Source organism: Bradyrhizobium sp. S69, assembly GCF_009766005.1.
Taxonomy (GTDB): Bacteria; Pseudomonadota; Alphaproteobacteria; order Rhizobiales; family Xanthobacteraceae; genus Bradyrhizobium.
The window spans coordinates 371988-384338 of record NZ_LMUK01000041.1 but is presented as its reverse complement, the minus strand read 5'-3'; the positions used below and the strand labels follow the sequence as shown (position 1 = coordinate 384338).

Here is a 12351-nt window from a genome sequence, read left to right as displayed (position 1 = left end):
GCGGCACGCCAATCATTTTATCCGTGCCGTCTGCGGAAATGACCGCGCTCAGGCTGGCGCGGCAATTTCACCTTGAAGATCGTAAACGGACCCGAGCGCGGCAGATCGTTCTTGAACGCAACTTCCCAGAGATGTGAATCGGCGATGTAGAGATAGCCGCCGCTGATCGCAAAGCCGTCCGCCCAGGAAAGCTTCGACGGATCGCTGACGAAGACTTTTGCGTCAAGCGTGTGACTTGGTGTACTGCGCAGCGCAACCACGGTGCGGTTTTCGAGATCGCCGCCGTAGAGCGTACCGTCGGCATCCATGATCAGACCGCCGCTCAGCACCGAACTGCCGAGATACTCGACCTTCGCAGCGAGTTCGGTGTCGGACAGCCCTACATCGCGCAGGGCGGACGTCGGCACGCGCCAATAATTATGATCGGTCAACGGCCGGTAATAGAGCCAGCTTGCATCCGGCGACAACGCGATGCCGTCGGCATGGATCGCCACCACCGAACCGTCCGGCCGCAGCGCGATTTCCTTGCCGAACATCAGGTGCTGCTTGGGATCGGCGAAGGTCGAGCGGCTGCCGACCAGCACCTGTCTCGCATTGCCGGTCTTCAAATCGAGCACCACTAGGCTGCCCTTGTTGCCGATGTTGGTGAGATAGGCGTAACCGTGCGCCACGTCGATCCGCAGATCGTTCAGGGAATCCTTCGCCGAAACCACGCCTTTGAAATCATACTGCCGGACGACCTTGTTGGTCGACAGATCGAATTCGACGAGTTTTGGCGGCAGGCGATCCTGATCGACTTTCGACAACGAGGAGTCGAGCGCCCAAAGATGATCCGCTTTATCGACCCATAGCGCCTGAACGGAAATCCATTCCGACTTGCCGTCGCCCTGCTCGCTGAAATTATTCCAGGCCGCATCGGGATAGGGCGTGATCGCACCGGTCTTCGGGTCGACTTCGACCATGCTGAAGCGCGAGCGGACATTGGAGGCCGGCGCGGTCGCGAATACCCTGCCCCTGGCCGAAACGCCGATCCCGACCAGGCGGAAATCATCCTCGAACGATTTTACGACTTCCAGCGGCGGGCCGACTTGTTTGACAGAATCCGGGGCAATTTTTTGCGCAGCGACGGGCGTTGCCGCTACCCCTCCCGCGATCAAGAGCAATCCAAACCACGCGTCGAGCAAGCCTGTTTTTCTGACCATCGGCGTCAATGCCGCTTGAAATACTGCACGTCGCGCTCGTGTTTTTCGGCGGACGTGCGTGACTTGAAGGTGCCGAGATTGCGGCGCTTGCCGGTCTTCGGATTGACCTTGCGCGAATAGAGCCGGTATTCGCCCGATTGTAATTTGCGGATCATGGATCTGAACTCGTCTGAACGACCTGTGCGGATTAATCGACAACGCGCATTGGAGTTCCATTCAAAACCGGAATTCGGATCGATGCGGGCGATTCTCTCGAACCAACAAGCCGATACCGCCGACAAAGGAGCTCATGCCGACCACTCGAACCCAAGCCTTCCAACTCAAGCCTTCGAACTCAAGCCTGATGACCGAAGTCGAGAGCATCATTGCCGAGGCCGCAAAACTGCCGTTGCGCGACGCCGCCTTCTCGTTGTGGCGGCAGCGGCCGCGGCTGGATACACTCGAGGGCCCGCCGATGACGCCGGCAGAGATCGGCATTGCGCGAGCGCTGTCGCCGGAAGAACGGTCCTTAAAGGTCAGGTTCAACCGTGATCACGCCCAGGACGGCGCGACGTTCGACCGCCTGAAACGCGCGTACCCGCAAGCCAGCGATACCGAAATCAAGCTTGCGATCATCGCCGCCGTGAGGTTCGACGACGCCTGTTTCAAATATTTTACGGTCGATAGCACCGACTATTGGCGACGGGTGGTACGTGCCGTCGCACTGGCGCAGCGGCAGGAAAATCCCGGCTATCTCGAAGGCACCTATCAGACCGCCCGCAATCACGTCGCCTATTACATGAAATAGCAACGGCGCAGACTCGCAGGTCCATCAGAAGCAAAGATTGCTCACGAGATTGCCGCGTTTGTCCTTGATCGCATAGGGACAGTCCATGCGCTTCAGCGCTTTCTTGGCGTTTTCGTCACCAAGTGCCGAGGCCCGCTCATAATAGGCCTTGGCGGCGTCTTTATCCTTTGGTCCGCCGCGGCCTTGTTCGGAGAACTCCCCCATTTCCTCCAGCGCGGCGGGGTGATTTTGCGCAGCCGCCTTCTCGAACAGGCTTCGCGCGCCGTTGTCGTCCTGGGCGCCCCCGGTCCCATTCGCCAACATCAAGCCGAGTTGATACTGCGCTTCGGGATTGGTTTCGGCCGCCTTCCCCAACAATTCGCGCGCTCTGGCGGGATCCGACGGCGCGCCGCCGGCACCGGAGAGCGCCGCCAGATTGCTGATGCCGCGCGGATTGCCGGCCTGCGCCGCGCGCTCGAACAGCTTGCGCGCCTGGCCTTCATCCTTAGGCACCCCCGCGCCGGTGCCATAGAGCACGCCGAGCTCGACCATCGCCGAGGTCGAGCCCTTGTCGGCAGCCTTGCGCCATGCCGCCGTGGCCTCCGGCATCTGCTGGTTGGCGGCGTAGGCGCGTCCGAGTTCGTAAAGCGCCCGGCGCGATGAATTGCCCGCGGTCCTGCAATACTTGATCGCAGTTGCCACATCGGCCGGCGCGACGGTCGGGGTACCCTTGATATCGGCGGGCTTGTCGGGGTCGGCGGGATCGGCCGCGAGCCGGTCGCACAGCACCAAATCGGCGGATTGCGCCCTCGCCGGCGATGGACTGGCCAGCATGGCGGCGACCGTCATCGCCAGCACGGCGACGCCACCGGTGAGGGCGGACGATAACAGGCAAGATCGTTGTGTCATGGCGAGACGTTAGCTTCGATCTTCGGGCGGATTCAAGGCTCCAGCCCCGACTCGCGCAACACCGGCGCCACTTCCGGCGAGGCCAGGTATTTCAGCAGGACCCCGGATTGCCGGACGCGCGGTGACGCGGCCAGGCGCCCGGCGGAAAACACCGCGGGACGGCTTTGCAGATGAAGCGGGAGCGGCCCGACAAGTTCGACGCCGGAAACCAGCTTCAACTCGCTGAGCTGCTGAACCGCGATGTCGGCCTCGCCGCTGACCAGCCGTTCGGCGGTAAAACCGGAAGTGACCGTGGCGCGCGCGTTGATCTCGGCGGCGATCCCCATCTGCTCGATCAGCTTTGCGAAGAATATGCCGCTGGCGCCGATGCGTGAGTACGCCACGCTGCGCGCTCCGAGCAGCGTCGAACGCAGCGCGGCTTCGGTGGAGATGTCGGGATGGTCGGCGCCGGCCTTCACCGCAATGCCGACATAGGAGCGCGCCAGATCGGCGCAACTCTCCGGCGCCACGGTCCCCTTGGCCGCGAGATCGTCGAGCGCTTCCTTGGTCAGGATGACGATGTCGGCGGCCTCACCGCCGCGCAGCCGGTCCAATAAACCGATGGTCGGGGCGAAATCGGCATCGATGCGGATTTTCGTTGCCGCCTCGAACCGGCCGGCCAGATTGCACACCGCGCCCATCAAAGCGAGCGTCGACAGCACCCGAACCACATTTTCCATTGGGAACCTTTTTTATTCAGCGGCGCGCGCGTGGCGTTTTAGCGCCATGGCGACCCCTGCGCTAGGCCCGGCGCATCAGCTTCAGCACGGCGGTCAGGCGAAGGCTGCGCTTGCCGGCCAGCGCGCTCGCTTCCAACAATGCGCCCCGCTCATCGCACGTGCCGGAGAAACCGATCCCGACCTCGTAGCCGCCAAAAATCGGATGTTCGTCTTTGGCCGGCGTATGTTCTTGATTGAGAATTTGGCCTTTCCAGCGTCCGTCCGCCGAACTGTAGGCTCCGAGGTAATAGAAGAAGGCATCGCCGCCGAGGATGCGGCCATCATGGAGCAGCATGACGCCGGTCAGACCGTCGACCACCCCGTCGAGCAGTCGGATATGGACGGAATAAAGCCCGTTGACGATGCCGCCCTCGCCGATCGCGCCCATGGCAGGCATCATCTCGTCTTCGATCGGGGTCATCACCGAGCGAAATATCGCGCCGGGCATCTGCGGCGAAGCACCGACAAAACTGTAGATGTCGCCTTCCGCGGTGCCACGCACGTCGATCGTAGCGATATCGGCGCCAAGCAGCGACTCGTAATTGGGATCTTCGTTGTGGCGATGGCTGGTGATTTCGGAGGTGACGACGCCGTCCGCTTCCTGGTAGCTGCCGTAATGCGCGAACGCCGAGTTGCCGCCGAGCATGCTGCCGGCATGGGCGTACATCACGCTTCGGCCGACCGCGTCATTGACCTGAAAACGGACCTTATAGAATCCCTCCAGCAAAAATCCTGTCCCCGCGAGTCATTTCCAATTGTTTCTAGCGCGGATCGCAGCGGCAGAAAACGGCGATCGACGGGACCTTTTGAAGCATGCAACGCATAGCTCGCGCCGACAATGACGGCAAAAAAAGACCAGCCTGGCCGGGCAAAGCCACGTCGGCTGGTCAAGGTCGCTGGAGGAGAGGCTGCTAACACTCCCGCTAAAGAAGCGGGACAGCGGCCTGGATCCCTCACCAGAAGAATCCAGGCCGTATCGGTTGATCGCTTAGGCGGCCGCCGCTTTGGCGCCGGCCGGAACCGAGGCGATGGTCTTGAGGATCTGCGAAGCGATCTGGTAGGGGTCGCCTTGCGAGTTCGGGCGGCGATCTTCCAAATAGCCCTTGTATCCGTTGTTGGCGAAGGAGTGCGGAACGCGGATCGAGGCGCCGCGGTCGGCAATGCCGTAGCTGAACTTGTTCCAGGGCGCCGTCTCGTGCTTGCCGGTCAGACGCTTGTCGTTGTCCGGGCCGTAGACCGCGATGTGGTCCATGATATTCTTGTCGAAGGCGGCCATCAGCGCCTCGAAATACTCCTTGCCGCCGACCGTGCGCATATACTCGGTCGAGAAGTTGGCGTGCATGCCGGAGCCATTCCAGTCGGTATCGCCGAGCGGCTTGCAGTGGAATTCGATGTCGATTCCGTAGCTCTCGGTGAGACGCATCATCAGGTAGCGGGCCATCCACATTTCGTCAGCGGCCTTCTTGGAGCCTTTGCCGAAAATCTGGAATTCCCACTGGCCCTTCGCGACTTCCGCGTTGATGCCTTCGTGATTGATGCCCGCGGCGAGGCAGAGGTTGAGATGCTTCTCGACGATCTCACGCGCGACCGCGCCGACGTTCGAGAAGCCGACGCCGGTGTAATACGGGCCCTGCGGCGCCGGATAACCGGAGGTCGGGAAGCCGAGCGGACGGCCGTCTTTGTAGAAGAAGTATTCCTGCTCGAAGCCGAACCAGGCGCCGGCATCGTCAAGAATGGTGGCGCGCTTGTTGGTCGAGTGCGGTGTCTTGCCATCGGGCATCATCACTTCGCACATCACCAGCGCGCCGTTTTCACGCGCGGCGTCCGGATAAACCGCGACCGGCTTCAGAACGCAATCCGAACTGTGGCCTTCCGCCTGCATGGTCGAACTTCCGTCGAAGCCCCAGAGCGGAAGCTGTTCCAGCGTCGGGAACGATTCAAATTCCTTGATCTGTGTTTTGCCGCGCAGATTTGGCACCGGCGTGTATCCGTCGAGCCAGATATACTCGAGCTTATATTTGGTCATTGAGCCTCTCATATTGACGATGCGAAAGGTGTGAAGCCGAAGCCAATGGCTGCCACACACATACCCGGCCACCATCGGCCGTCTATTACCAAGCATTTAATGTGCCAATCCGCCGCAGTGCGGTAGCGGTCCCGGTAGCCTGCCCCCGGAGCGGGATATCCACCGGGCACCCGAGCATTCACGGCACCAGAGGTGCGGCATAGCCGCGCGGCCGGCGCCATCGAGAGGTCATGAAATCGCTGGTTCGGTCGGGAATTCCGCACGATTTGGCGGCAGTCCGGAGCAGCCCGACCGCAACGATTAAAGCTGCGTCAGCCGCCGGCAATATTCACCACGCCGGCGGGCTCTCGTCAGCAACCTTTGCATCGGCTCAAGCGTTAATCATCTGCCCACTGCCTCACAGGCAGCAAAACAACAAATGCCCACAAAATATACAGAAGATGATTTTATTTTGAACATGTTGCATCGACGGGAGGCACGAACGATATCGAGATTGGTAACCACTCGAGAATGAGTCGGGCGCACCATGAAGCTGGAATCTTCGAAGCAGGCGCTTCGGAGCCGGATATTTCGACCAAGGAGAGACGATGATGAATACGAGTTTGAACCAGGGATCTGCCAAGATCTATCAATTTCCGGCCGGGGGCCGGCAGGCTCTCGGCGGACGTCGCTATGACGCGTCCAAGCCCGCGACCGACCTCCCCTCACAGCATGTCGACGAAATCAATTGCAGCGGCAGCTGGTATCATCAGGCGGCGATCGACGAGTCCAAGCCCAAATGGGAACGTTGATGCCAAGCGCATGTTCGACACCCGGCTGCTATCACCGAAGTTCAGTCGATAGCGAAAACTAAAAAAGGGTCGAAACGAAAACGTTTCGGCCCTTTTTTCATGGCTGCTTGACATCGACCTCGCAGGCCGTGGCAGGCCGTCTGGCGTGCTTGACCGCGACGCCCACCTTGGTGATGGTCAGCGTGATGCCGTCTCCGGAATAGCGCGTACCGGACCAGTTCAGCCGCCTGGCCAATGTCACGGCGCCGCCATCGATCTGTAAAAACGCGCGTGAATCATGTGGATAGAAAGCGGCGAGGAACCGGGTGCCGTCGGCACAGCGGTAACTCTGGAATGTCTGCGCCGATGCCGGCGCCGCGCCTGCCGCAACGCCGGCGAAAATGACCGCACCGAAAATAGCCTCGGCCCCGCGCCGTTCCATCATCTGCCCCCAAACCATTTCCCGTCGCGCCGAATTCAGCCCGTCACAATTAAATGCTCCTAACCAATATTGGGAAGCGGGTATAGAGGCGGACACCGCATGCAACGCGCTTGCCGCCATTCTCCGCCGCCGAGCATGACGAGGGATCATCAGATGTCAGCTTCGCCCATCCGCCACTACGACCTGGTCGGCGCCAGCAATTTTCGCGATCTCGGCGGCTATCCCGGCCACGACGGCCGCCTGGTGCGCTGGCAGCAGATATTCCGCTCCAACCATCTGGGACATCTGACCGACGCCGATATTGCGGTGCTGCGTGGCCTCGGCTTGAAGAACGCGTTCGATTTTCGGGGCTCGCAGGAACGCAACGCGGCGATCTGCGCCATTGAGGAGATCGCGGTGCATTCGCTGCCGATCGAGCCGACCGTCGTTGCCGCGCTGCGCGCGCGGCTCGCCGGCGGCAGGCCGCTGTCACCGGCCGACGGGCTGGAGGCGATGCGCGATTCCTACCGCAACTATGTGCAGCACAACACACCGCGCTTCCGCAGCCTGTTTGCGCAGCTGCTTGAAGCGCCGGCGCCACTGGTCATTCACTGCACCGCCGGCAAGGACCGCACCGGCTTTGCCTGCGCGCTAGTCCTGCACGCGCTCGGTGTCGCGGAGCATCTCATCGCCGAAGACTACCTGCTGACCAACCGCTATTACCGGCGCGATCCCTCCGCCGGCAGCGACCTTCCCGATGATGTCAAGCAAGTGCTAGGATCGGTCGACGCCTCGTTCCTCGCCGCCGCGTTCGACGCGATCCGCGCCGATTATGGCGACCTCGAGCGATATCTCGTCGATGGATTGGGGCTCGGCGCCGGCGAACGCGCGAGGCTCCAGGCGCGCTACCTGGAGGCCTGATGATGACCCGATGCTGCCGGCTTACGCCGCCGCTTCCATTTCAGCATCGAGATCGGCGATCACGTCCTCGAATGCCGAGATCGCCTGTTGAATCGTGGCGATCTGCATCAAGTCCCAGGCACTGATCGGACCCTTGTGGCTTTGCAGCGCGACGACCAAGTCCCGCCGCTGCTCCTTGAGCTGAATGAGCGGCAGACCGTGATCAGGCAGATATCGCATCATGATGTTCCCAGCCCTTAGGTTGAACAGTCCCAAGCTATAGCCGGCGACTTCTGCGATCCCTTTACAAAACTCCAGCTAATTTTAGCGATCACGCATGGACATGCGGACCAGGCGTTACGTCGCCGCGGCAATCGCTTCCGAAAGAGCCGCTGCGACGCAGTTGGTCGCCCACGCGCTGGTGTGAAGCCGGCCTCCGTCGTCCAAATCTTGCAGCGGAACGCCGTCCCGATTCCAGCGCCGCATCAGGGCAAAGCGACGAAACACATTGACCTCAGCCCTGGCGCCGGCCGCCGCAATTCGCGCGACCATATCCTCCGAACGCGCGATCTCGTCGACAAGGACTCGGGTATATTGCAGGTCCATCAGCACCACATCCATCGGCAGGCCAGACAGTTGGCCCAGTCCGACCTCAATTGCCGCAGCCACCTCGTCAGGACTGTAGTCCTGGTAGTGATAGACGGCGTTGGTACCTACCTGCCATATCAGGAGCGACGGTACTTCGCCGATCGCATCGGACTCAAAGCGTGACAACTCCTCCGGAGCCTCCTGCCCGCCAATGCCGCGGTTGATGACGTCGATCATCCGGCCATAGAATTTCTGCCGCAGCAGCATTTCGAGCGTGGGAGGAAAAGGCAGAACGCCATCGGCGCCTGCCGTCGATGACGATCCGATCGCCACGACCTTGACCTTTCGCCTGCTTTTGAGCGCGTCTTTCAAGTGCAGGAGCGGATATTGAAAGCCAACGATGTCGAGGTGCGGATCGCAAGATCCCGGCGCATCGGGCATCGGATATTTCCTTCGCGAGAATGAATGATGATATGGGCGTATCTGGAAGCGGATTGCCCGGCATTGCAAATGAAATTCTTCTGACGATACTGTCCGCTTTGTTGTCCCTCGTGCGCGGAGACCTGTCATGGACGGAAAAGTCATTGTCGTGACCGGCGCCTCGGGCGCGCTTGGCAAGGTGGTCGTGGAGGCGGCGCTCGCGAGCGGCGCTCGCGTCGCCGGCGTCGACCACGCCCCGACGCAGGTTCCGGCAACGCCGGGCCGGCTCGAACTCGGCGGCGTCGATCTGACGAACGCAGCCCAGGCCGGCAAAGCCATCGATGCCGTGGTATCGCATTTCGGCAGGCTCGACGCGCTGGTCAATATCGCCGGCGGTTTTGCGTTCGAGGCGGTCGCCGAGGGCGATCCGAGGACGTGGCAGCATATGTATGCGCTCAACGTCCTCACCGCGCTCCATGCGTCGCAATCGGCGATCCCGCATCTGGCCGCCGCCGGCGCCGGCCGCATCGTCAATGTCGGCGCGATGGGAGCACTACAGGCGGGCGCGGGCATGGGCCCTTACGCCGCTGCCAAAGCCGCCGTGCATCGCCTGACCGAAGCACTCGCCGCCGAGTGGAAAGGCAGGATCACCGTCAACGCCGTGCTGCCCTCGACCATCGATACCGCGGCCAATCGCGCCAGCATGCCGAAGGCTGATTTCACCAAATGGGTGACGCCGCAGGAACTCGCCGACGTGATCCTGTTTCTCGTAAGCGACGCCGCCAGCGCCGTTACCGGTGCGCTGCTGCCGGTGAGCGGGCGGGTTTAGCCTTCCGGCCGTTAGTCTTTTGTTTGACGCGTTTTCTTGACGCGAACCGGTGTCCACGGAGCCTGTCATCGGGCGCGCATTCGCGCGACCCGTTGGCTGGAAAACGCTCTATCCCATCAGCATTCCGCGAGCTTCTTCAGCACCGCGCTGAAGCGAATGCTGCGCTTGCCGGCGAGCGCAGTGGCTTCGGCGACCGCGCCCTGATCGGTGTAGGTGCCGGAAAAACCGATGCCGACCTCGTGGCCGCCGAACACCGGCCGCTCGCCATGGCTCGGCGTGTGCTCATGATTAACGATTTCGCCCTTCCATTTGCCATTCGCGCTGGAATAACAGCCCAAATAATCGAAACAGGCGTCGCCCCCACGGATTTGGCCATCGTGCAGCACCATCACACCGGCGTTGCCGCCGTCGAGACCGTCGAGCATCCGGATGTCGATCGAATAAAGACCGTTCCCGATGCCGCGCTGTTCACCGCGTGGGATGGCCGGCGCAGCCTCTTCGCTAAGGGGCGTCATCACCGAGTTGAAGGCAATGCCGGGCAATTGCGCGGTGCGGCCCTCGAAGTGGTAGCGCTCGCCCCGCTGCCTGCCCTTGAGCGTCAGCGTCATCTGGTCGGCCTCGAACAAGGGCTAGCAATCCGCATCGTCCCTGTGGCGCAGCGTCGAGATGTCGAGCGATACCTCGCCACCTGCGTGCTCCCGATAGGTGCCGACGAATGCCAAGTGCGAATTGCCGCCCATCATCTTGCCGTCACAGGCATAAATGACACCCCGGCGCGAGCCGTGCACCGTGTGCATCTCAACCTTGTAAAGCCCCTTCAACATGACGCCCCGGCAGGTCAATCCGGTCTGCGAGCCGGCGGTATCCAGCGCCCGCTCGCAATGTCCCTGCCATAGCTACGATCGCGGTGCCAGTTCGGTTTCAAGAAATCGCCGGTCGTGATTCGGGCTATAGCGTTTTCAAGCCAACGGGTCGCGCGAATGCGCGTCCGATGACAGGCTCCGTGGATGCCGGTTCGCGTCAGGAAAACGCGTCAAAACAAGAATCTAGAGCCCGGTTCTGATTCAATCAGAACCGAACAGGCTCTAGACTTCGCCACTGAGTCGCAAACGCGACATTGGAGCTGCCGTTGGAAACCGCGCTTTACCTGCCCGTCAAACGCTTCCTCGAAAAGCTCGGCTTCACGGTCAAGGGTGAAGTCGGCGGCTGCGACCTCGTGGCGCTGAGCGACGGCGATCCGCCGGTCGTGGTCATCGGCGAACTGAAATTGTCTTTCAACCTCGAACTGATCCTACAGGCCGTCGATCGTGCCGGCGCCGCCGACGAGGTTTGGCTTGCAGCTAAAATGTCGGCGCGCGGCAAGGGACGCGAGAACGATGCGCGCTATCGCAATCTCTGCCGCCGGCTCGGCTTCGGCATGCTCGCGGTCACCAACACCGGTGATGTCGAGATCATGGTCAAGCCGCCGACCACCGCCCCCCGCCGCGATCCGAAGAAGCGCTCGCGCCTGATCTCCGAGCATCGGCGCCGCAAGGGCGACCCAGTGCTGGGCGGCAGCACCCGCACACCGATCATGACGGCCTACCGCCAGCAGGCGTTGGCCTGCGCCGCGGCGCTGGTGGAGGGGCCGCGGCGCGTGCGCGACCTGAAGCCCGATATTCCGGACGCACCGAAGATCCTGCTGTATAACGTCTATGGCTGGTTCGATCGCGCCGAGCGCGGCATCTACGTGCTGACCGACGCCGGTCGCGCCGCGTTGAAGCGCTGGCCGCAGCAGCCGATCGATTTCTCCGCTGCCGGCGATTCCGTTCCGTGACGTTCAGTTCGTGGCGACAGCGTAAAACGAAAACATGGGAGGAACAGCATGATCGTCGTGACCGGCAGCGTCACCGCACGGAAAGATTCCCTCGACGACGTCATGCGGCTGAGCCTTGAGCACGTGCATCGCTCGCGCAAGGAGCCCGGATGCATCTCGCACGCCGTGCATGTCGACTGCGAGAACCCGTTGCGGCTGGTGTTTTTCGAGCAATGGGCCGATCGCGCGGCGCTACTGGCCCATTTCGCGGTACCGGCTTCGCGCGAATTCGTAGCCGGGCTGCGGCCGCTCGCCGCAGCGGCCGCGACCCTGGAGCTCTACGACGCCACCATATTGGAGAAATTGTAGCGCATAGCTGGCTTGCCACGTGAATTTCATATTGCAATGCAGCATAAGTGCTCCTAGGTAGTGCCGTATCAGAGATGAGGCCCCAATGAGCGAAGATTGGAATACCAAGTACGGAACACGGCGTGTGCGGCGCGACCCGCCGACGCTGGATGAAGCCATCTTCGCGGCGATCGGCATCACCGATGATCTGGAAGCCCAGGCGGAAATCGCGGCGTCCTTGATGGGGATGCCGCTCGATGCCGTGCTCGCCGAAGTAAGGAAGATCGCGCGGTCGTCGTCGCGCTCGGCGACGCGGGTGATCGCGGGCGAGCAAGGCGCGCAGCGTTCGATCGTGGTCGAACGCCGCGTTATCAGGAAATTCGGCAACGACAAGCGAACCGGCACCTAGAGCCTTTTCCGTTCCGATGGAATCGGAACGGGGCTCTAGTCTTTTGTTTTGACGCGTTTTCTAGCGCAGATAAGTCTACGCAATCTGCGCAGATTGCTATGCGAACCGGTGCCCATGGAGCCTGTCATCGGGCGCGCATTCGCGCGACCCGTTGGCTCGAAAACGCTCTAACCGCCTAAGCTGCGTTACATCGGACCGGAGCAAATGCCT

General features: G+C 61.8%; 19 protein-coding genes. 8 read left to right on the top strand and 11 right to left on the bottom strand.

Annotated features, from left to right (window positions below):
• Positions 1-17: 17 nt before the first annotated feature.
• On the bottom strand, positions 18-1202 hold the full coding sequence (locus tag GSQ88_RS19300; protein ID WP_159009302.1) for an L-dopachrome tautomerase-related protein: 1185 nt from the start codon (positions 1200-1202) through the stop codon (positions 18-20).
• A 5-nt stretch (positions 1203-1207) separates the two neighbouring features.
• On the bottom strand, positions 1208-1357 hold the full coding sequence (locus GSQ88_RS19295) for a hypothetical protein (RefSeq protein WP_159009301.1): 150 nt from the start codon (positions 1355-1357) through the stop codon (positions 1208-1210).
• A 134-nt stretch (positions 1358-1491) separates the two neighbouring features.
• On the opposite strand from GSQ88_RS19295, the gene GSQ88_RS19290 reads away from it, so the two are divergent.
• Positions 1492-1989, top strand: a complete 498-nt coding sequence (locus tag GSQ88_RS19290) for a hypothetical protein (RefSeq protein ID WP_159009300.1) — start codon at positions 1492-1494, stop codon at positions 1987-1989.
• A gap of 24 nt (positions 1990-2013) precedes the next feature.
• Here GSQ88_RS19290 and GSQ88_RS19285 read toward each other — a convergent pair whose 3' ends face one another.
• From GSQ88_RS19285 to GSQ88_RS19270, 4 genes are all read right to left on the bottom strand, one after another.
• Positions 2014-2817 carry a tetratricopeptide repeat protein gene (locus GSQ88_RS19285; protein WP_159009507.1) on the bottom strand — a complete coding sequence of 268 codons (804 nt, stop codon included), beginning with the start codon at positions 2815-2817 and terminating at the stop codon, positions 2014-2016.
• A gap of 92 nt (positions 2818-2909) precedes the next feature.
• Positions 2910-3596, bottom strand: coding sequence for a substrate-binding domain-containing protein (locus tag GSQ88_RS19280; protein WP_159009299.1), 687 nt, complete (start codon positions 3594-3596; stop codon positions 2910-2912).
• 61 nt (positions 3597-3657) lie between these two features.
• Positions 3658-4362, bottom strand: a complete 705-nt coding sequence (locus GSQ88_RS19275) for a GrlR family regulatory protein (protein ID WP_159009298.1) — start codon at positions 4360-4362, stop codon at positions 3658-3660.
• A gap of 261 nt (positions 4363-4623) precedes the next feature.
• Positions 4624-5661 carry a glutamine synthetase beta-grasp domain-containing protein gene (locus GSQ88_RS19270; protein WP_159009297.1) on the bottom strand — a complete coding sequence of 346 codons (1038 nt, stop codon included), beginning with the start codon at positions 5659-5661 and terminating at the stop codon, positions 4624-4626.
• 230 nt (positions 5662-5891) lie between these two features.
• Here GSQ88_RS19270 and GSQ88_RS19265 point away from each other — a divergent pair, with 230 nt between their 5' ends.
• Complete coding sequence (locus GSQ88_RS19265; RefSeq protein WP_159009296.1) at positions 5892-6116, top strand: hypothetical protein; 225 nt, start codon at positions 5892-5894, stop codon at positions 6114-6116.
• A gap of 135 nt (positions 6117-6251) precedes the next feature.
• Positions 6252-6452 carry a DUF2735 domain-containing protein gene (locus GSQ88_RS19260; protein ID WP_502706746.1) on the top strand — a complete coding sequence of 67 codons (201 nt, stop codon included), beginning with the start codon at positions 6252-6254 and terminating at the stop codon, positions 6450-6452.
• Positions 6453-6549: 97 nt separating this feature from the next.
• Here the strand turns inward: GSQ88_RS19260 and GSQ88_RS19255 are convergent, their stop codons facing one another.
• Positions 6550-6873: an MliC family protein gene (locus tag GSQ88_RS19255; RefSeq protein ID WP_159009506.1), complete on the bottom strand. Its 324-nt coding sequence runs from the start codon at positions 6871-6873 to the stop codon at positions 6550-6552.
• A 153-nt stretch (positions 6874-7026) separates the two neighbouring features.
• Between GSQ88_RS19255 and GSQ88_RS19250 the strand changes: the two genes are divergently transcribed.
• Complete coding sequence (locus tag GSQ88_RS19250; RefSeq protein ID WP_159009294.1) at positions 7027-7773, top strand: tyrosine-protein phosphatase; 747 nt, start codon at positions 7027-7029, stop codon at positions 7771-7773.
• Between the two features lie 21 nt (positions 7774-7794).
• Here GSQ88_RS19250 and GSQ88_RS19245 read toward each other — a convergent pair whose 3' ends face one another.
• Together GSQ88_RS19245 and GSQ88_RS19240 are read right to left on the bottom strand one after the other, a co-directional pair.
• On the bottom strand, positions 7795-8028 hold the full coding sequence (locus GSQ88_RS19245) for a hypothetical protein (protein ID WP_246784875.1): 234 nt from the start codon (positions 8026-8028) through the stop codon (positions 7795-7797).
• 81 nt (positions 8029-8109) lie between these two features.
• Positions 8110-8781, bottom strand: coding sequence for an SGNH/GDSL hydrolase family protein (locus GSQ88_RS19240; protein WP_159009293.1), 672 nt, complete (start codon positions 8779-8781; stop codon positions 8110-8112).
• 127 nt (positions 8782-8908) lie between these two features.
• On the opposite strand from GSQ88_RS19240, the gene fabG reads away from it, so the two are divergent.
• Positions 8909-9589, top strand: coding sequence for a 3-oxoacyl-ACP reductase FabG (gene fabG / locus GSQ88_RS19235; protein WP_159009292.1), 681 nt, complete (start codon positions 8909-8911; stop codon positions 9587-9589).
• A gap of 116 nt (positions 9590-9705) precedes the next feature.
• On the opposite strand, the gene GSQ88_RS19230 is transcribed toward fabG, so the two are convergent.
• Together GSQ88_RS19230 and GSQ88_RS35760 are read right to left on the bottom strand one after the other, a co-directional pair.
• Positions 9706-10215 carry a hypothetical protein gene (locus tag GSQ88_RS19230; protein ID WP_246784874.1) on the bottom strand — a complete coding sequence of 170 codons (510 nt, stop codon included), beginning with the start codon at positions 10213-10215 and terminating at the stop codon, positions 9706-9708.
• 3 nt (positions 10216-10218) lie between these two features.
• On the bottom strand, positions 10219-10410 hold the full coding sequence (locus GSQ88_RS35760) for a hypothetical protein (protein WP_246784873.1): 192 nt from the start codon (positions 10408-10410) through the stop codon (positions 10219-10221).
• A 308-nt stretch (positions 10411-10718) separates the two neighbouring features.
• Between GSQ88_RS35760 and GSQ88_RS19225 the strand changes: the two genes are divergently transcribed.
• The 3 genes from GSQ88_RS19225 to GSQ88_RS19215 all read left to right on the top strand — a co-directional run bounded on the left by GSQ88_RS19225 (position 10719) and on the right by GSQ88_RS19215 (position 12141).
• A complete protein-coding gene (locus GSQ88_RS19225; protein WP_159009291.1) occupies positions 10719-11405 on the top strand; it encodes a DUF2161 domain-containing phosphodiesterase in 687 nt (228 codons plus the stop codon).
• 48 nt (positions 11406-11453) lie between these two features.
• A complete protein-coding gene (locus GSQ88_RS19220; protein ID WP_159009290.1) occupies positions 11454-11753 on the top strand; it encodes a putative quinol monooxygenase in 300 nt (99 codons plus the stop codon).
• An 85-nt stretch (positions 11754-11838) separates the two neighbouring features.
• Entirely contained in the window at positions 11839-12141 is a 303-nt protein-coding gene (locus tag GSQ88_RS19215) for a hypothetical protein (RefSeq protein WP_159009289.1), read from the top strand.
• The last annotated feature ends 210 nt before the right edge of the window (positions 12142-12351 follow it).